The organism is Pseudomonas sp. WPR_5_2, assembly GCF_003634475.1.
Taxonomy (GTDB): Bacteria; Pseudomonadota; Gammaproteobacteria; order Pseudomonadales; family Pseudomonadaceae; genus Aquipseudomonas; species Aquipseudomonas izuensis.
The window spans coordinates 277,030-295,285 of sequence record NZ_RBLA01000001.1; the positions used below are offsets into that span (position 1 = coordinate 277,030).

Sequence of the window (18,256 nt, forward strand, 5' to 3'; positions counted from 1 at the left end):
CATCTAGCGGCCCTTGTAGTGAGGTACACGTTTCTCGGCAAAGGCTTGACGCCCCTCGATACGATCTTCGGTATCGCGCAGTACCCCCCAATACAACTCGGTCAAACGCTGGGCATCGCGGTCGCTGAGGTGCGCTGTGCTGCGTGACAGGGTTTGCAGTGCCTGTATGGCCAAGGGCGCCTGCTGTGCAATACGTTCGGCGAGCTCCATGGCGCGCGCCAGCAATGCCTCGTGGCTGTCCAGCCGCTCGGAGATCAGCCCGACACTCAGTGCCTGATGTGCATCGATGCGTTGCCCAGTCAAGGCCATCTGCATGGCAGGGGCCGCCGGTATCGCCCGCATCAGTCGATGCAAACCACTGACTGCGGGGATAGAGCCCACGGCAGCCTCGGGCAGCCCGAAGGAGGCGCTGCTGCTGGCGATGCGCAGGTCGCATTGCAGCGCAAGCTCCAGGCCACCGCCCAGGCAGTGACCGTTCACAGCGGCAATCAACGGCTTGTGCAGGTCGAGGTCGGTGAGGTCCATCAAGCGGATGTACAGTCCGGCATCCGCCGCAGGTTCATTCGCCAGGAACAGCGCCTGGGCATATGAGGCGGACGAAGAACGGGTGTTTTTAAGGTCTGCGCCGACGCAGAACGCCCTCTCGCCGGCGCCGGTGATGACGGCGACCCGCAACGCGGGGTTATCGCGCACATACACCAGGTGTTCGCGAAGGGCCTGGAGCGAATCCAGGTCTAGGGCATTCAAGGCCTGCGGGCGATCAAGGGTGATCAGTGCAATCGCACCCTGTATTTGCATTGAGACTGACATGGCGCTCACCTCAGACACTGGCCGACGACAGACTGCGTCCGCCGCAGACATACAAGGTTTGTCCGGTTACATAGGAACTGTCTGGGTCGAGGAAAAACTCCACGGCGTTGGCGATGTCATTGGGGGTGCCAATGCGTTTTACCGGCACGGTTTCCTTGAGTTTTGCCTGAACCTCAGGAGCGAAGCTCTGGAACAGCGGGGTATCGACAATGCCGGGCGCGATGGCGTTGACAGTAATGCCCTTGGCGGCGAACTCGATGGCCAGGCTGCGGGTTAAGCTCACCACGCCGCCCTTGGCCGCCGAGTAGTTGGCCTGGCCGAAACCGCCGAGCCAGGCCCTGGAGGACATGTTGACGATACGGCCGAAGCCTTTTTCCAGCATCAACGGCAGAGCGGCCTTGCAGCACAGAAATTGGGCACGCAGGTTGGTATCGACGACCAGGTCCCAGTCCTGCTCGGTCATGCTCAGGAAACGCTTGTCCCTGACCACACCGGCGTTATTAACCAGAAAGTCGAGCGACCCGTGGGCTTCGTGGATCCGTGCAAACGCCGCAGTGACAGCCTCACCTTCGGTCAAGTCCAGCGCAATGCCAGCGACCTTCAAACCATGCCCCGTCAAGGCCTCAACGCTTGCGGCGAGTGCTGTTTCGTCGCGGTCCAACAGATAGACAAATACGCCTTGGCGCGCCAGTCGTTCGGCGATAGCCAGGCCGATGCCGCGAGCGGCGCCGGTGATCGCGGCGACCTGTGTGGCAGTGAAATTTCGAGTGCTCATCTCAAACTCCCAGAATGTGGACGGCAGAAGCGGCGTGATCGACGCCAGCAATACCGCCACCGGTGCATTGCGCCAGGCCCAGCTTCGGTGTACCGGCCTGGCGGCTGCCGGCACGCCCCTGCAATTGCCAGGTCAGCTCGACCATTTGTGCGACGCCGGTGGCGCCCAGTGGATGGCCCTTGGCAAGTAGGCCACCGCTGGGGTTGACCGGTACGCGGCCGCCAAGGGCGGTGGCACCCGAGTGCAACAACGACACTGCTTCGCCCGGTGCCGCCAGACCGAGGGCTTCGTAATAGAGCAATTCGGCGATAGTGAAGGCGTCATGCAGTTCGACCACGCCGATGTCAGTGGGCGCCACGCCGGCTTGCTCATAGGCCATTCGTGCCGCCCGCGCGGTGATTTCGGCATCGAGAATGTCGTCATCTCCGGTTTCTCGCATGCCCGAGACAACGATCGACCCCAGCACCTTGACGGCTTTGGCCTGTGGTCCCGGCTGCGTTCCGAGCACCATTGCAGCAGCGCCGTCGACTTGCGACGGGCAGCACTGCAACAAGGTCAGCGGGTCGGCGATCATCCGCGAACTCAGCACCTGTTCCAGGGTGACTTCGGTACGCTGCTGCGCATACTCATTGAGCGTACCATGGTGGCGGTTTTTCACGGCGATAGCCGCGAGGTCGGCTGGTTTGGCATCGCGCTCATGGATAAAGCGGGTGGCACGCATGGCGTACACCGCAGGCAGCACCATACCGGCGGTTGCGTACAGGTCGGTCATGCGATCGTTGCGCTGCATGGGGATGGTACCGCCGCCCAGCGCGGTCAATTGCTCGATGCCAAACACCAGTACCCGCTCGTATTGCCCGGCCAGCAGTGCATGCCGAGCCAGGTGGACCGCCGTGGCGCCGCTAGCGCAGGCGTTTTCGATGTTGTAGACCGGAATGCCCTTGAGGCCCAGGTCACGCAGGATCACCTGGCCGAGAATCATCCCGCCCAACACATTGGCGCAATAAACCGCCTGGATGTCGGCCAAGGCAATGCCGGCGTCGGCCACCGCGTCAAGAATCGCTCGCTGGGCAAGCTCCGGTGCCATGACACCAACGTGGCGGCCAAATGGCGTCATCGCGGCGCCCATTACATGCATCTGGGTCATGGACGTACCTCCAGGGATTCGAATACGTAGCCAAAAGTCTCGTCGGCAATCACACGGCATTTTTCGCCAATGAACGGACGGCCGCTGTTGCCATTGAGGCGGCCGAACAGGCGGACCGGACCGGGCAGGTCGACGTAGGCCAGAACGAAGGGGTTGAGCCCGCTCTTGGGGCTGGGGTGCATGATGGTGAAGCTGTACACGCGGCCTTCCACGCTCAGGGTGGTGTCCTGGAACTGATCGGCCAGGGGCGAATCGGCAGGTACCGCGGGAAAGAAGATTTCGTCAGTGCCAAGATGTCGCGAGGCAGCAAGACCGGGCGGTGTGGTGGATGCCCAGATAGGTGACGGACTGTTCATGTGACCTCCTGTTTTTATTGACGCTCGATAGCGAACGTCTGGAGGTATGTTCGGGCACGCCTCAATGGGCGACAAACGATATAAAAACGCTGTTGAATTGAGAAAAAATCAAACCAACAGGGGCAAAGGGGCTCATTGAGTGACGTAGATGCAGGCGGGCCTTAGCGGCCCGCCTGGTTTATTTTACGCCTTGAAATCAGTGGACAAAGACAACTCACGCCACTGCTCCAGCTCAGAGGCAACGGCCGCGTTCTTTTGTGTAATCCGTTCTATGGCGTCACTGCCCAAAGGTAAACGCAAGGGTGGGTTGGGCGCGTCGACCAATGCCAGGATGGCCCCTGCAAGCTTCTCGGGATCACCGGGCTGACCATGATTGGCCGTTTCGGCAAACCGGCGCATGGCACCGACAGTGGCGTCGTAGTCCGCGATCACCAGGGGGGATGTGACAAGCGACTGCTCATCGAGAAAGTCGGTGCGGAAAAAACCCGGTTCAACCACCGTAGCCTTTACACCCAGTGGCGCCAGTTCCTGCGCCAAGGCTTCGGTCAAGCCCTCGACCGCGAACTTGGTCGCGCCATAAACCCCCCAACCGACGTAGGCCTGGTAACCACCGAGAGAGGAAAAGTTGATAATGTGCCCCGAGCGCTGCTTGCGCATATGCGGTAGCACGGCCCGCGTGACGTTAAGCAAACCGAAGACGTTGGTGCTGAAAATGTTGTGCACCTCAGTAGTGCTTGCTTCCTCGACCGCCCCCAGCAAGCCATAACCTGCGTTGTTGACCAGAATATCGATCCGGCCAAAGCGCTGGATACCTTCCGCAATTGCTTCATGGGCATCGCTCTCGCGCGTCACGTCCAGTTTCGCCACGAACAACCGCGGATGCTCGCCGAACCTGGCCGTCACATCGGCCGGCTTTCTTGCGGTGGCGATAACGTTGTCGCCAGCCTCCAGCGCCCGCTGCGTGAGCAAGGCACCAAAACCACGGGATGAACCGGTAATCAACCAAGTACGCATGACAGTGTCTCCACGTATCGAACGAATTGAATCGAAAAATCCTTCGTCGGTAACTTGCTTGCATCCATGGAAAAAGAGGAGGGTGAGGCTATGGGGATGTATGCCCGTCGATGGTCGCACCGGCCATTTTCTCGAGCACCTTGACCACATGGGTCATATCGCGCGCCGGGTCGCCTTCGCTCATGGCCTGATCGAAGAACTGTTTGACCACGGCGCTGGTGAAAGCCGGTGTGCCGATGTTTTCCGCCTCGGCCAGGAACAGCCGTACATCCTTGCGCATCAGGTCCAGGCGAAAGCCGAAGTCGAATTGGCGCTGCAGGACGGTACCGGCCAGTATGTGCTCGCTGCTGAAACTGCGCGCGGTACTTGCGTTGAGCATTTCCAGCATTTGTCCGGGTTCGAGCCCGGACTTGATCCCGAACAGCAGCGCTTCGCTGGTGGCCACCAGGGTTGCACCAACGACCATGTTGTTGACCAGTTTCAAGGTCTGGCCCAGGCCCGGCGTTGTGCCAATATGTTCGACTTTTTTGCCAAAACAGGCGAACACCGGCTCGCACTGTTGATAAGCGCTCTTGTCCCCCCCCACCATCACCGAAAGGGTGCCATTGAGTGCGCCTGCTACGCCTCCAGCCAAGGGCGCGTCCAAGGCCTGGATGCCGCGTTCGCGTAGCGCCTGCTCCACACGCCTGGCCATACTCGGGCCGGTGGTCGAGTGGTCCACCAGGATTTTCACCTGTTCACCGTGGATGATCCCATCGTCGCCCAGCACCACGAGTTCGACGATATCCGGGGTCGGCACGCAAATCAGCACGATCCGGGCGTGATCGGCGACATCGCGGGGGCTGCCATGGTTGTGCGCTCCGCGGGCGAGCAAGGGAGCCAATACCTGCGGATTGGGGTCGTAGAGGCTCAGGACATACCCATTGTCGAGCAGGTGGTGGGCCATTTTCTGACCCATGGCGCCCAACCCGATAAAACCGATGGTTTCGTTCGATGCAGAGGCTAAATGCGCAGGAAGTGGGCTCATGGCGTGTCGTCCTTATTATTGGAAAGACATCATCCTAGGTGCGGCGATTACCTTGCGACAAAGGAGTTATTGGCTCGTTTTGGTTGACAAAAACTCAAGCGCCTTCGCGGGTCAAACGTGCCTGTTCGAGGATCCACTCGCGAAAAACCCGCGTGTCATCGCTTTCTTCGCGGTGCTTGGGTGTGAGCAGATAATAGGTGTACACGCCCATGTCGACGATTTGCTCGAAAGGCCTGATCAGGGTGCCGTCCCGCAGCTCTTTCTCGACCAGGAACAACTGCGCCATGGCAATACCCTGGCCACCGGCTGCAGCGGCATAGACCATCGAAGAACTCTGATATGACATGCCGGCAAGCGCATCGACGTCTCGGCTCACACCACTTGCCTCCAGCCAGTAGCGCCAGTCCTCGGGTCTGGCGATCGAATGCAGCATGGTGTACTGCGCGATGTCGGCGGGTGTGTTCAGGCCCGGGCCGTGTTGCAAAAGCGAAGGGCTGCAGACTGGTGCAAGGCGGTTGTCGCTCAACACGTAACAATTGCAATTGGGCCATTCTCCAGAACCAAGACGGATCGCGGCATCGATGTCTTCCTTGTAAAAGTCGACCGGCTCAAGCGATGCGGTCAGCAACACCTCGATCTTGGGATGTTCGGCGTGAAAGCTGGCCAGCCTGGGTATCAACCATTGCATGGCAAACGTGGTGTAGGCACGCACCTTGATTTGCCGACGCAAGGGCGGCGACATGAGTTTCTTCGTGGCGCCGCGCAAGTCTTCGATCATCCTGGCCACCGCACGGAAATATTGTTCGCCGGAATGGGTCAAGGTGATTTGCCGGTGCCCCCGGACAAACAGGTCGAGTCCGAGAAACTCCTCGAGCGCGCGAATCTGCCGACTGACCGCACCCGGCGTGACATTCAACTCATCGGCGGCATGGGTGATGCTCAAATGACGCGCTACGGACTCAAACGCGCGGATGGCATTCAGTGGCGGCAGTCGGTCCATGGAAGTCATCTCTTGTTGTTGGAAGTTACTGTATTGGAAAAAACGAAGACGCGGAGTGTATTTAATTGCCCGGTGCATCCCAACAATAAAGTGAACGATTGATAAAAGCTCAAGGTGGGCGCTCGTTTTAATCGATTGTCGTCCGGGGTCTGCGATTTCTACGATCGGCGCGCACGCGCCATCTGGTCGTGTTGCAGCTCCCGACAACAATAAGAGATCCATCTATGAAGATCGCTAGAACGCGCCATAGCAAGCATATTCAACGAGCCTCAGGACTGGCATTGTGCGGCGCAGTCAGCACTGTGCATTCGCCGGTTTATGCGGACTTCATCACCGATAGCAAAGCCAGCATGGATTTACGCAACTACTACTTCAATCGCGACTTTCGCCAATCAGGTGTGGCGCAAAGCAAGGCAGAAGAGTGGGCCCAAGGTTTTGTCCTGCGCTATGAATCCGGCTTTACCCCCGGAGCGATCGGCGTTGGCCTGGATGCATTGGGCATGCTCGGCATCAAGTTGGACTCGGGCCTATCACGGACCGGCACAGGGCTGCTCGTTACCGACCGTGATGGCCGCGTCCAGGATGAATACAGCAAGCTTGGGCTGACCGCCAAGATACGCATGGCGCAAAGCACGTTGAAAGCCGGCACCCTGATGCCAAAACTGCCCGTGGCGGTGTACAACGACACGCGCTTGTTGCCACAGACTTTTCGGGGTGCCTGGCTCAACAGTGCTGACCTGAGCAATACAACCTTCGATCTCGGGCGATTCGACCGCATCAATCTTCGCAACTCAACCGACAATGAGTCCATGACGGTTTCCAACGCCGCTGCACGCAATATCCAGTTTGGCCGGAAGACAAGCAGTGAGCGCTTCGATTTCGCAGGGGTGACCTATCGTTGGACGCCGGCATTGAGTACGGCCTACCACTACGGCGCTCTGGATGGCATCTACCAGCAGCATTACCTGACGTTAAACCACAAGCTGGCGCTTACCGAGCGACAATCGCTCACGTCCGATATCCGCTGGGCGCGTAGCCTTGATGAGGGCGGCAGCAACGTCGAAAACTCCGCCCTTGGCGCGATGTTCACCTACAGCGCGATCGGACATTCAGTGGGCCTGGGGTATCAACGTATGAGCGGCGCTACCGGCTTCGCCAACCTCTATGGCACCGATGCTTATTTGATCAACCTGGTGCAAATCAATGATTTCGGCAATCAGGATGAGCGTTCCTGGCAACTGCGCTACGACTGCAACTTCACGGCGCTTGGCATTCCTGGCCTTACCTTCATGACCCGCTACCTGTCGGGCGACGAGGTGAGTGTGCGCAACCGGACTCAGGCTGGAAAGGAGTGGGAACGGGACACAGAACTGGCGTACGTCATTCAGAGTGGTGCGTTGAAAAACCTTGCCCTGAAATGGAAGAACGCCAGCACACGCAGCAACTTTGCCAGCGATATCGACGAGAACAGGTTGATTCTCAGCTACTCCCTGCCGATCTGGTAAGCAGTTAGCGAAAAGGGCACAGCCAATGGCTACGCCCTTTTTTTGTGTGAAAAGGACTTAAAGGCGAATAATCACGGACTTGAGTTGGGTGTAGTGGGAGAGGGCGTCGATGCCTTGCTCGCGACCGTAGCCACTTTGCTTGAAACCACCGCAAGGCGTCTGGACGAAACCGCCACTGTACTCGTTGACGACAATCCGACCGGCCTCCAGTTGCGCGGCAACCCGATGGACCCGGCCGATGTCACGGCTCCAGATGCCGGCACCAAGGCCGAATTCGCTGTCGTTGGCGATCCGCAACGCATCGGCTTCGTCCTTGAAGGGAATGACGCAGACGATAGGCCCGAAGATCTCCTCGCGCGCCAGAGTCATATCGTTGGTCACACCGGTGTATACCGTCGGCTCGATGTACCAGCCATCTTCATAGCCCGCGTGTACGGCCACCTTGCCGCCGATTGCAGGTTTGAGCCCCTCGCGTTCGGCGATGGCGAAGTAGCTCTGGATCTTCTCGAACTGCGCATGAGTGGTAATCGGCCCGGACGTCGAGTCATCCTCCGGGCCGACGCGCAGGGCACCCACCTCGGCAACCAGCTTGTCAACGAAGCGGTCATGGATGTTCTCCTGGACCAGCAACCGCGTGCCTGCCGCGCACCATTGACCGCTGTTCCAAGTAAATGCCTTGGTCGAGCCTTTGGCGGCCGCATCGAGGTCGGCGTCGTCGAACACGATGTTGGCGGACTTGCCGCCCAGTTCAAGGGTCAGTGGCAGGATGCGTTCAGCGGCGATGTGTCCCAATTCCTGCCCCGCACGCAGGCCGCCGGTAAAGGAAATCTTGCGGATATGCGGGTTGTGCGCCATGGCGGGGCCGATCACGCTGCCTTTACCCACGATGACGTTGAACACGCCGGCAGGCACTCCGGCTTGCACGGCAATGCGCGCCAGTTCCACCAGCGAGGCAGAGGTGTGTTCGGAGGGTTTGGCCACCACGGTATTGCCGGTAGCGAGGGCTGGCGCAATAGCGCGCGCTGCCTGGTGGAGCGGGGCGTTCCAAGGCAGAATGACGCCAATCACGCCAAAGGGATCACGGCGTGTATAGATGTGATAGTCAGGGCCTTGGTTGATCACATCCCCGTCCATAACGTTGACGATGCCACCATAAAACTCGAAGTACTGGGCGGTCAGGTCCATCAGCGCTGCCATCTCGCTGCCGGGTTTACCGGTATCGGCCTTTTCCAGCGCGCCCAGCGTTTTTTCGCTTTGACGGATGATGCGCCCGAATTCATTGAGGATGCGCCCACGTTCGGCCGGGCGCATGTCGCGCCAGCCTTGCAGCGCCGAGGCTGCCGACTCGATTGCCAGAGCCACATCCTTCGGCCCGCTGCTGGCGACCTCACTGATCTTGGCACCGGTGCGCGGATCGATCTTGTCGACATACTGCCCGTCAGCCGGCTCCAGGGAACGGCCATTGACGAAGCTGTTAACTTTTACAAACATTGTGTGTCTCCTCTGAAACTGCAGTGAGGCTCGTCTTTTTTATTTCAAACTCCATTACGAATACCTATTACAACCAGTGGCCTCATATTGCTCAACTGAGTTTTGTGGGGTGGGCAGTTGAGCAAGTGTCAATCGACTGCAAATCATCTGAAATATTCAATAGACGCCTATGCATTGAGATTTAGTCAACGATATAGAGCGTAAAACTCGATTCACTTGGGGAAGTGTAAATAGCAGTATTAACCCGTAACAAGGCCGTGACTAAAGGTCAATAATAATAGCGCCCGCGGGAGCCGTAGAAATGAATAACGACAATAGTTTAATGAGTGCACTGACGCCGCAGCCAGCATCAGGCGCCACTGGGAATGCTCAAGGCCGACAACTGACCCATGGCGAAAAAAAAGCCATTGTCGCCGCAACGCTTGGCACCATCGTCGAATACACCGACTGGGTTATATACGCCACGTTTTCTTCCATTCTTGCCCGCCAGTTCTTCCCGGCGGGGGACGGTCTTACCAGCTTGCTGTCGGTGTTGGCGATCTTTGCCGTCGGCTTCATCATGCGGCCTATTGGTGGTGCGGTTCTCGGCCAGGTAGCCGACCGCTACGGTCGCAAGAAAGGTTTGACGCTTTCTATCCTGCTGATGTCGCTGGCCTCGCTGGTCATCGGCCTTTGCCCCAACTACGACAGCATTGGAATTGCCGCACCGATCATTCTGGTCTTCGCGCGCTTGGTTCAAGGGTTTTCCGCTGGAGGTGAATTCGGTTCCGCTTCGGCGTTCCTGATCGAGTCGGCACCTGCACACCGCCGCGCATTTGCCGGCTCCTGGCAATGGTTTGCGATCAATGCCGGGACCATGGTTTCGTTCCTGCTGGGCTTTGGTCTGGCATCACTGGGCAGTGACGCTGCGTTGAACGACTGGGGTTGGCGCGTTGCTTTTATCATTGCCGCCCTGATGGGACTGATCGCACTGTGGATCCGTCTGTCGGTGCGCGAGACTGAAATCTTTAAGGCACGCGCCGCGAGCAACGTGAAGAAACGACCTCTGCGTGATCTTTTTTTCAGCCACAGAAAAGATGCGATGCGAGTGATCGGCATCGCCATGGCTGGCAATTTGCTGAACTATGTATGGATGGTGAGCTATCCCTCGCAGGTACACCTGATCACCGGTATGTCGATCCGTGACACATTGCTTGCAGGCGTGATCTCGGTAGGGGTGTCACTGGTACTGCTGCCCTTTGCCGGGAAACTTGCCGACCGTGTCGGTCGCCGGCCGGTACTGATTGCATTCGCCGTCGCATCGGTGTTGTGGGCGTGGCCAAGCTTCGGTCTGTTGCATGCAGGCATCAGCCTGACGGAAGTGACCATCCTGCAAACCATCTCCATGGTCATCATGACAGGCTTCGGTGCAGCCTCTGCAGTAACCATGGCGGAACAATTTCCAGCTGAAGTTCGCGTGACCGGTATCGCTTTGCCGTACGCGTTGTCTGTGACGTTGTTTGGTGGAACCGCGCCATATCTCATGGCCGCGATGGCCGGTTGGGGCTATGGACACCTGTTCTGGATTTACCTGGCGGTGATCAGTGCCATAAGTGCAGTTGTCTATCTGCGCATGCCAGAAACCAAGGGACTGCCGCTGCGCTGATTATTTAGTATTACATCGGTTTAAACCAAACGCCCGATGCACCGCATCGGGCGTTTGGTATTTGAGTGATGAATATGGAGGGTGAGGGCGGTTTTGGGTGTTGCACAATGCTTTAATGCGATTAGAACCAGTCCAAACTTAGCTCAACTAAATAGATGTTTAGTTGAGTTGCATGATGTTCTCCATATAGAAACTGTTAAGGTGACTCTGGCGGTCGGTGGTGCTTAGACTATGCTCAAACGCACAAATCACTTGTCAGACATGACGTTTCATGACGTTCTGATGAGCTCCAACCCAATCTAACAGGGTGCCAAGCAATGGAAAAGCCTGTTGAAATTTGCACGTTTGAGTTCGACGTTATATCGGTAGATAAGGCGGGAAAACGCCTACCGAACCCGATGCTTACGGTCGCTGTTGACCGTGAAACGCAAGTGATAATAGAGGTATGCATTTCGACTAGCAAACCCCGGAGTTCGAGCAGCAGAACGGAGCTTTAAATTCCCAGGCGCGCCAGGAGAATCAAGGGTTAACACGCAGGTTCAGTATTACCCCGTAAACTCGTTTTTTGACTTGTTAACCACCGTAGTTAACAAGTCAAAATTGTAGTTAACAACGGTACCGGACGAGCATTTTACAGAGCTTTTCATCTAGCCAAATTCTGGCGAGCTTCCAGGGTATTTGGTGGGAGGAAAACTCCACAGGCTTCAATCGCAAGGTGGCACCGCCTAATCTGCAGCATCTGCATAAATCAGCCGGCGTTTGTCTTTACCACGCATGGCAGCCCTTGAAATCTGGGTACCAACTCCACGCGGAACGCCGCAGATTTCACACAGCGACGTGCATGCACGTGGACCTGTGGCGTAAGCAGTGCCGTAAACGAACAAGCTGTTACCAAAAAGACCTTTTATATCAAACGAACAGACGAACTCGCATACGACGCACGATCACGCGAATCTAGGGCGATTTCCTGCGTTTTCTTCTGAGATCTGCGGGCTCCGACGACAGGCATGCTCACGTGAGGCCACGAAGAGCTAAAATGTCAGATGGAAGTAGTCCCTGGGTTAAGTCCAATGCATGTAGTCGAGGCGCTTAACGTTGGGTTGAAGCGCACGCGTATTTAAGCGAGTAGACGTCGACGCAGTCTTGATCTCCAGCACAAGTGTTTTTGCGTAACTGTCTGATTTTTTGACTTTCCTCATATTTAGCTGTTTTTTCGCATATTTCAGAAATCTCGACATTGAAATCTGGCCACCAGACGCACCCACGTCCGTATATGGCGGTACGCATAATGTATATTATGTTAAATCATGTGTATGTCAGATACGTTCATGAGTGTCAGCGTTTCCTAAATATTGGACGGAAATTTTATGAATCTGGACGCCTTGAACTGCAGGATTTTCAAAGGCTTGTCCCTGCTCGATCGACTCCGTGTCCCTTAGATAATTTTTTGGTGATGGACGCTGCTTGCTCGGAAGCTTCAAAACTCAGAACCTCCATTCGATTAATCATAAACCTTCTCTTGGCCTGTCATACATCCTCCCATCGGCGGATCGCAAGCAGACGACAAACGTCTTCATGGATTCACGTGAATACCTACAAACCACTCAGCAACAATTACAGCGCATACTATGTGCCGGACACATTAGGTTCCCGGACTACACTGATCCTGAGCTAATAAACGTGCTATTCCCATGAGCTGCATGTCAAACCCATTCCCAATTTTTCCGAGCATGTCGGCGTTCGTCCGCTGTTTAAACGAAGGCATGGACTTTCCTGCAAACGTCCATGTCCTTCGACGGTTATCCGATGTCGACCCATCATGCCTCCCATTCGAAATGTGCCGCCACGCTGCGGATTTCATCCTTGAATTAATGCAGACCAAGCAAACACCATGGGCTAGTCGATACTTGGACTACACGTCTGTGTTGCAGATGGCGCTGAACTGGAGTTTCCTGGTTGACCGGCGACCCATGACGGAATGGGATAGTGAGAGCTTTACGCGATTTTTGCACTTCATAAAGCAGCCTGACGAGAATTGGGTATCTCAGCGTACCGCTGGATGTCGCTTCCTGTTCAGTGGCCATACTGTTCTCACAAAGCAGCCAATAAATCCGGCTTGGCGCCCATGCTATCGACCGGCCCCCGAGAACCCGATCGTGAGCACAGTCATGCGCAAAGTGCACGGTATTACTTTCCATTTCCTCAATTATTTGTGGCGTGCAGGGGTTCGGGGGCAACCGGCACCGGTCATGGCCAAGCCCCCGGAAACCCCACCAAATAAGGGGCTGGACGCTGCAAATCTTTCGCCCCTCGAACTAGATTGGCTATTCGCACATCTTGAGAACTGGCGTTTCAGCAACCCCGAATACGAGCTTTGTCGATTCATGTTAGGTGTGGCGAGATTCACGACTATTCCGCTGGCTGGCTTATCTCAGGGCGGCCCGCACGTGGGGTTGCTAAGCCAGTTTTTGATTTATCCGCGCCCGCCCAAGCCAGGTGATGCGTCTCGCAGCCGCCGCTGCGTATTCATTGATAACCCAGGGGCACCTCTGGAAACTGAGCGCCCGCTATGTAATGAATTCATTCTGATTTTGAAGGACTACGTTGAATCTCGAGGGCTGCCGACCAGATCTGCGCTTCCTGATGTCTGTACATTAACAGATAGTCGGAGGTTGAAAGGCATGGCTACCTGCAGTGTCCAGGACGTAATCCGGCGGCATCGGGCCGCTATTGCCGATGCAGCAAGGAATGATGAGACGCTACTAGGTGCAACAGAAACTGCGGCAAAACTCGCCCAGTTGACGTTCAGCCAGGTACGGCGTTCGGCGCGCGCAAACCGGCAACTCGTGTGTAAGAAAAACCAAAATTCCTAGATGATCTCAAATTCTGCTTGTCGCTTCATATGACTTGCCCAGGCTGCCTACTAGCACTGCTAGGTCGTTGCCTAGAACTACGGTTTGCCCCGCGCGAGCGCCCTGCTCCTCTCAACTACGGCACCCAAACTGGCAGTTTGAAGCTACCAGTTTTGTCGATGATGATCGCCAGGCTTTGCTTGGCCCGCGTAGCATCAACATAAAAGGCAGTCGTGGACGTTGATTCCAGAAAAGTCTGCTTCTGGATAAAGGCCTTGATCGGCGCGGTGGGTACGATCAGAACGCACTCGAATGTGGCGCCTTTCGACACTTTTAAATTCATGAAATCCAAAGCGAATTCCTTACCAGTAGTTATGGTGCTGCGCAGGCACTGAGGACGGTACCGCTCGACGTATTGCTCGACATGCTTGGAATGCACCAAGTTTACGCCATCATGTTCAGACACCGCGTGGTTCTCTGACGTTGTTCCTGAAAAGCCCCAAGACGCATCAAAAATGGAGTCAGAGAATGTCCTGATCTCAGTTCGGCAGCGATTGCCGTAGTCGCATAGTCAATGCTCAGTAGCCCTTCCTTTTTCCATGCAAGAACCACTCAAGCGCACCTGCATATCCTACTGTCTATTTTTCTGTCCCCTCGGTTGGTCGAAAGCACCGCTTGGCGCACGTCAACAACCATGCGGACGTCGATCCGCGACTCAAGCAATTCATGGACGATTTCCCAGTCGTAACCACTGAGATCTTGCGCCTCGTCGATCAGAATTTCGTCATAAAGAGATTCAAGTCTTCGTAACAACACCAGGGTGGCAGCCATCTGTTCCCGCGCGAGGCGGCTAATCTCACATGCGTAAATCTGGTTGCTACCATCCATAAATCTCTGCTTCCCGTTCGTGTGAGCAATTTATTCATGGCGATTATCCTCTGGGATAAGCTACACATGCTCAGCCTTTACTGCTTGGAATGCTGAGCACACGAGCATCTTCAATAGAATCGATACTAATTCCGCGGGAAGCGGTGGCCGCGCTGACGCCACAGTTCACCAAACGGAGGATTTTTAGGCGATGGTCGGGGTTGTCCGCGGAGGCGCAGTGATAAGGTCACAAATACGTCTGCCAGAATGTGATCGATTTCGATCCTTCTAACTACTGTATTATCACTGGCTAGCTTTGGTTGCAAAGCAAACTTTTTCACTGCTTTGTCATAGATAGCATTACAGAACTCGGTCGAACCGTCATCAATGACGTAGCCAGGGATATCAGCAAAGTGGTGTGCGATTGAATTCCGAGCACAGTTGATAGGCGTGGCTATCAGTTGACGAATATGAGCCTGAACGTTTTTCGCGACATGTGCTTCCTGAATTGAGAAACCAATAATACTTTTAGTTAATTTATCGACCGCGACTGTGATAATCGGTTTGTACGGGAGTTGATTGAGCTTATACGGGATTTTGTGTAGGTGTTTGCCACCGTTTAGTGAGGGAACTTCATTTTTCTCGTTCATTTTTGAATTTCCTCTAGTGTTCGAATTGAATTTTCTTACTCGAGGTCACTAGCCTAGAATTTTTTCCTGAGGAGTCAAGTTGCAGATCTTAGCTTCATGAGCTTAGTAGAGGTGCGAAAAAAATAAATTACGTTTCCAGCGCGCAACAGGGGCGATTTCGCCCGTCCGTAGTTTTTTCAATCGGCGTGCTGTCAATTTACATTAATTGTTTTTAAGGATGAGAGCTAGTTGAGGAAAATCAATAGGTTAGATGGTGAGATGGCCTATAGTTCTAGCTGTTAATTTTAATCAAATGCCAATTTGGCAATATTTGCAATTGTAATTTTGCTTTGAGGCCTCAAACAATAAAGTTGTATTGTCTGAAATCCTCACCTGGTTGTGAGAATTTAATTATTGCAGGTATGGTTTGTTATGGCATTTTAATATGTGTGATTCGTCGTCTGACCTTGATGCCCTCAACATCAGGAAACCTGGGAGCTATAGTCAGCCAATTTTCCTGCAGTTCGGAAAGTACGGTATCACTAGCGCACGAATGGTCACTGAAAAAGGAGGGTATGCGCCCTCCTCCTTTACTCTTGCCCAAAGCACATAGACACATGTGTTAACCGGAACATCTAAGGCATCGTAGTCAATGCCGCTGCCGTAATTGGCGTATTTCGACCATAGATGGATGTGGCGCGCCTGCAGCTAGTTTGGAATAGCTTCGTGAACTCATTCACCGTAAGCGGCACGGGATTCGAGGTTCGCTCCACGCCGTTTAACTCCGGCAGCGTTAGGTCTACTGATCTCAGAATCCTTTGAAGGATCGCTTCAGCCTGCCCCATTGGGTTGCGGCGATAAATGACCTTGATCCCTGCATGCAAAGCCATCTTGAATAATAGTGGAGACCTAAGGGAGCGATCCATCTGAAGCTTGCTGATGTGGTAAGCCAAGCATTCATTTCGCCCTTCGACTTCCTCAGACTTATTCGAATGTAGGGCATTGGCTAAAGCTTTGGCCTCTAGAGTATTCAGATTTTCGCCCAGGGAGACAGCGCTTCCAAGGACAGTTCCTGACGGGGCATGCAGGACGATGGCTACCCAAGGGCGAACAACTGAACCGTCATCCCTTTGAACCAACTGATCCACAATCGTGGTGCCAATCACCGCTGAAATAGTTGTGTCGAGGTTCGCCCTACTCAATATCAACCCAGCGCGACCTGCTTTGGCGTAATTGAGCCACACCTTGATTGCTTGGTGCTCACCCTCAGGCGCATCGCTCTCCAAGGTGGTTTCGCCGCGCACGTTCCATACAGTTCGCGCCTCCCAAACCGGTTGGTCGAAGTAAAATCGCCCAGTCTCTTTCAGTTTGTAGTGCACCCTCCGATCCGTGGCGAGCTGCAACGTGTTGCCCTTGCAGTTTGCCAAAGCCGCAGCCACCGCCTTCATTCCATAAATCTCGAAGAACGCGTCCACACTTGGGAGAACCTTAACGGGCAGGTACTCCTGCAACGCCACGATGCACTGGGATGTGACCTCATTCGCGCTTTTGCAGATTTCGGCAGCACGGGTCTCGCCGAGATCTTGGTTCAGAATGATGAACTCTGCATCGGTCAGATGATGCTCAAACTCCTGGTCATCCTGTTCGTGCTTAAACGCACGGTAGGTATGGTAGCCAAGAAATCCAGCCAGGATTTCCTGCAGGACGCAATGCTTCACTTCAATGCCTGCAGCTTGGAGTGCTGCCTTTGCATGTCGAGTAGCATGGGTGAGTATGTTGGCCATCTCATGATCCTCAAATGCCGTCTGTGCTGCTGGTCGTTTTGTTCTTCGCAAGACAGCTGAGTCATAAGATGCTGGATGGTGGGATATTTTCGGGACAACCTCTTTAAGTCGACCAGAGCTTAGGTGAGGCAACCTCCGTTCACTCTAGTTGAGACGCCGCACATTGACCATGTGCTATACGCAGGAAGCAAGTCCATGTCCATGAAGCTCATTGCGAAGCGGTTGCAGGAAGCAAAACACGTAGTTGTATTCACCGGCGCCGGCGTATCATCAGAGAGTGGCATTCCCACCTTCCGAGATGCGTTAACGGGTCTTTGGGAGAGATTCGATCCTGCTCAGTTGGCAACTCCGGAAGCGTTCCGAGCAGATCCAAGCCTCTGCTGGGGTTGGTACGAATGGCGTAGACAGAAGGTTCTCCAAGCGCAACCGAATGAAGTACACCTCGCGATAGCAGAACTAGCCAAGCACGTTTCTAAATTAACCGTCGTCACTCAGAACGTTGATGATCTGCATGAACGTGCTGGCAAAGGAGTGATTCATCTGCACGGCAGCCTCCACTCTCCGAGGTGCATTGACTGTGGTAATGCGCATGAAGCTGCCCTTCCCTCTGGTGATTTGTCCAAACATGGATGCCGTCTCGAACCTCCACGGTGCAATTCATGCGAGGGGTATATCAGGCCAGGAGTCGTATGGTTCGGGGAGATGCTTCCTGATGCACCATGGACTGCCGGCCTTACGGCTGCAGATAGTTGTGATCTGTTCTTCTTAATCGGTACTTCGGGGGTCGTGTATCCAGCTGCAGAGCTTCCTCTCCGCGCTTTAGGCACGGGTGCGACGGTCGTACATATAAACCCGGTGCGTTTCGAAATCAGTAGCCAGGAATACTTCCTGCAGGGGCCTGCCTCCGCCATGCAAGCGCTGACCCTGGAGGCTTTCGGAAGGTGATCTTGCTAGATGTTTACCATCACTCTCCATGCCCGCTAATAGCAGCAAACACATCAAACTCTTAGGCCGAGACCTGTGATGTACTTGCCCATGTGGTTATGGATCAACATACGGCTACGACATATGCTTCCTTAGGGTAAAGGAATGAGACCAAGTCCTCCAAATCGGCACCAGGCTCTCTGCGTCCTTCTAGTGCGGCTACGGTATGGCGAATCGCTGCAAGCACCATCCAGCCATGCCGTGCGTGCATCTGAAGCAACTCTGCACGCGCCAAATCGAGGTAATGGATACTAGCCTTTCACTTAGGGTTCGCCACTCCACCCATCAACCGAGGCTCAACACGGCCGCCCTCCAAAAATACAATATAGTCACCCGCGATGCCCTTCAGGCCCGCTATTTAATGCGCAAA

The 18,256-nt window shown here is 55.0% G+C and carries 16 protein-coding genes; 4 read left to right on the forward strand and 12 right to left on the reverse strand.

The genetic code is table 11. From position 1 onward, the window contains the following. Positions 1 to 3 precede the first annotated feature (3 nt). The 7 genes from BJ917_RS01230 to gcvA all read right to left on the reverse strand — a co-directional run bounded on the left by BJ917_RS01230 (position 4) and on the right by gcvA (position 6,129). Positions 4 to 810: an enoyl-CoA hydratase/isomerase family protein gene (locus BJ917_RS01230; RefSeq protein WP_121101158.1), complete on the reverse strand. Its 807-nt coding sequence runs from the start codon at positions 808 to 810 to the stop codon at positions 4 to 6. A 10-nt stretch (positions 811 to 820) separates the two neighbouring features. After that, positions 821 to 1,585: an SDR family NAD(P)-dependent oxidoreductase gene (locus BJ917_RS01235; RefSeq protein ID WP_121101160.1), complete on the reverse strand. Its 765-nt coding sequence runs from the start codon at positions 1,583 to 1,585 to the stop codon at positions 821 to 823. Position 1,586: 1 nt separating this feature from the next. After that, positions 1,587 to 2,732 (reverse strand): thiolase family protein, encoded by a 1,146-nt coding sequence (locus tag BJ917_RS01240; protein ID WP_008017988.1) that lies wholly within the window; start codon positions 2,730 to 2,732, stop codon positions 1,587 to 1,589. Further along, positions 2,729 to 3,088, reverse strand: a complete 360-nt coding sequence (locus BJ917_RS01245; protein WP_008017987.1) for an OB-fold domain-containing protein — start codon at positions 3,086 to 3,088, stop codon at positions 2,729 to 2,731. Before BJ917_RS01245 ends, BJ917_RS01240 begins: the two co-directional genes overlap by 4 nt. A 183-nt stretch (positions 3,089 to 3,271) precedes the next feature. After that, complete coding sequence (locus tag BJ917_RS01250; protein ID WP_008017986.1) at positions 3,272 to 4,102, reverse strand: oxidoreductase; 831 nt, start codon at positions 4,100 to 4,102, stop codon at positions 3,272 to 3,274. Between the two features lie 88 nt (positions 4,103 to 4,190). After that, positions 4,191 to 5,129: an NAD(P)-dependent oxidoreductase gene (locus tag BJ917_RS01255; protein WP_008017985.1), complete on the reverse strand. Its 939-nt coding sequence runs from the start codon at positions 5,127 to 5,129 to the stop codon at positions 4,191 to 4,193. Positions 5,130 to 5,223: 94 nt separating this feature from the next. Then, positions 5,224 to 6,129, reverse strand: coding sequence for a transcriptional regulator GcvA (gene gcvA, locus BJ917_RS01260; RefSeq protein WP_008017984.1), 906 nt, complete (start codon positions 6,127 to 6,129; stop codon positions 5,224 to 5,226). Between the two features lie 224 nt (positions 6,130 to 6,353). Here gcvA and BJ917_RS01265 point away from each other — a divergent pair, with 224 nt between their 5' ends. Beyond that, positions 6,354 to 7,634 carry an OprD family porin gene (locus tag BJ917_RS01265; protein ID WP_121101163.1) on the forward strand — a complete coding sequence of 427 codons (1,281 nt, stop codon included), beginning with the start codon at positions 6,354 to 6,356 and terminating at the stop codon, positions 7,632 to 7,634. Between the two features lie 57 nt (positions 7,635 to 7,691). On the opposite strand, the gene BJ917_RS01270 is transcribed toward BJ917_RS01265, so the two are convergent. Further along, positions 7,692 to 9,125 (reverse strand): aldehyde dehydrogenase, encoded by a 1,434-nt coding sequence (locus BJ917_RS01270; RefSeq protein ID WP_008017981.1) that lies wholly within the window; start codon positions 9,123 to 9,125, stop codon positions 7,692 to 7,694. 301 nt (positions 9,126 to 9,426) lie between these two features. On the opposite strand from BJ917_RS01270, the gene BJ917_RS01275 reads away from it, so the two are divergent. Next, positions 9,427 to 10,770, forward strand: a complete 1,344-nt coding sequence (locus BJ917_RS01275; protein ID WP_008017979.1) for an MFS transporter — start codon at positions 9,427 to 9,429, stop codon at positions 10,768 to 10,770. 2,168 nt (positions 10,771 to 12,938) lie between these two features. After that, the gene (locus tag BJ917_RS31670) at positions 12,939 to 13,643 is read left to right on the forward strand and encodes a hypothetical protein (protein ID WP_147432531.1); all 705 of its coding nucleotides are present in this window, start codon (positions 12,939 to 12,941) and stop codon (positions 13,641 to 13,643) included. Positions 13,644 to 13,758: 115 nt separating this feature from the next. On the opposite strand, the gene BJ917_RS32110 is transcribed toward BJ917_RS31670, so the two are convergent. The 4 genes from BJ917_RS32110 to BJ917_RS31845 form a co-directional block, all read right to left on the reverse strand. Further along, positions 13,759 to 14,088: a hypothetical protein gene (locus BJ917_RS32110; RefSeq protein WP_256658481.1), complete on the reverse strand. Its 330-nt coding sequence runs from the start codon at positions 14,086 to 14,088 to the stop codon at positions 13,759 to 13,761. A gap of 146 nt (positions 14,089 to 14,234) precedes the next feature. Further along, entirely contained in the window at positions 14,235 to 14,510 is a 276-nt protein-coding gene (locus BJ917_RS32115) for a UvrD-helicase domain-containing protein (protein WP_256658482.1), read from the reverse strand. A 125-nt stretch (positions 14,511 to 14,635) separates the two neighbouring features. Continuing rightward, positions 14,636 to 15,139, reverse strand: coding sequence for a hypothetical protein (locus BJ917_RS01290; protein ID WP_121101169.1), 504 nt, complete (start codon positions 15,137 to 15,139; stop codon positions 14,636 to 14,638). A 614-nt stretch (positions 15,140 to 15,753) separates the two neighbouring features. Beyond that, positions 15,754 to 16,902 carry a hypothetical protein gene (locus BJ917_RS31845; RefSeq protein ID WP_158602459.1) on the reverse strand — a complete coding sequence of 383 codons (1,149 nt, stop codon included), beginning with the start codon at positions 16,900 to 16,902 and terminating at the stop codon, positions 15,754 to 15,756. A gap of 201 nt (positions 16,903 to 17,103) precedes the next feature. Here BJ917_RS31845 and BJ917_RS01305 point away from each other — a divergent pair, with 201 nt between their 5' ends. Beyond that, positions 17,104 to 17,847, forward strand: a complete 744-nt coding sequence (locus tag BJ917_RS01305; RefSeq protein ID WP_372237697.1) for an NAD-dependent deacetylase — start codon at positions 17,104 to 17,106, stop codon at positions 17,845 to 17,847. Positions 17,848 to 18,256: the final 409 nt, after the last annotated feature.

Excerpts from the sequence above, each read along its gene's own strand:
- BJ917_RS01255 (WP_008017985.1), bottom strand. The coding sequence starts at position 5,129 with ATGAGCCCACTTCCTGCGCATTTAGCCTCTGCATCGAACGAAACCATC.
- BJ917_RS01270 (WP_008017981.1), bottom strand. The coding sequence starts at position 9,125 with ATGTTTGTAAAAGTTAACAGCTTCGTCAATGGCCGTTCCCTGGAGCCG.
- BJ917_RS01305 (WP_372237697.1), top strand. The coding sequence starts at position 17,104 with ATGAAGCTCATTGCGAAGCGGTTGCAGGAAGCAAAACACGTAGTTGTA.
- BJ917_RS01240 (WP_008017988.1), bottom strand. The coding sequence starts at position 2,732 with ATGACCCAGATGCATGTAATGGGCGCCGCGATGACGCCATTTGGCCGC.
- BJ917_RS31670 (WP_147432531.1), top strand. The coding sequence starts at position 12,939 with ATGCGCAAAGTGCACGGTATTACTTTCCATTTCCTCAATTATTTGTGG.
- BJ917_RS01245 (WP_008017987.1), bottom strand. The coding sequence starts at position 3,088 with ATGAACAGTCCGTCACCTATCTGGGCATCCACCACACCGCCCGGTCTT.
- BJ917_RS01235 (WP_121101160.1), bottom strand. The coding sequence starts at position 1,585 with ATGAGCACTCGAAATTTCACTGCCACACAGGTCGCCGCGATCACCGGC.
- BJ917_RS01290 (WP_121101169.1), bottom strand. The coding sequence starts at position 15,139 with ATGAACGAGAAAAATGAAGTTCCCTCACTAAACGGTGGCAAACACCTA.
- BJ917_RS01230 (WP_121101158.1), bottom strand. The coding sequence starts at position 810 with ATGTCAGTCTCAATGCAAATACAGGGTGCGATTGCACTGATCACCCTT.
- BJ917_RS01275 (WP_008017979.1), top strand. The coding sequence starts at position 9,427 with ATGAATAACGACAATAGTTTAATGAGTGCACTGACGCCGCAGCCAGCA.
- BJ917_RS32115 (WP_256658482.1), bottom strand. The coding sequence starts at position 14,510 with ATGGATGGTAGCAACCAGATTTACGCATGTGAGATTAGCCGCCTCGCG.
- BJ917_RS01265 (WP_121101163.1), top strand. The coding sequence starts at position 6,354 with ATGAAGATCGCTAGAACGCGCCATAGCAAGCATATTCAACGAGCCTCA.
- gcvA (WP_008017984.1), bottom strand. The coding sequence starts at position 6,129 with ATGGACCGACTGCCGCCACTGAATGCCATCCGCGCGTTTGAGTCCGTA.
- BJ917_RS01250 (WP_008017986.1), bottom strand. The coding sequence starts at position 4,102 with ATGCGTACTTGGTTGATTACCGGTTCATCCCGTGGTTTTGGTGCCTTG.
- BJ917_RS31845 (WP_158602459.1), bottom strand. The coding sequence starts at position 16,902 with ATGGCCAACATACTCACCCATGCTACTCGACATGCAAAGGCAGCACTC.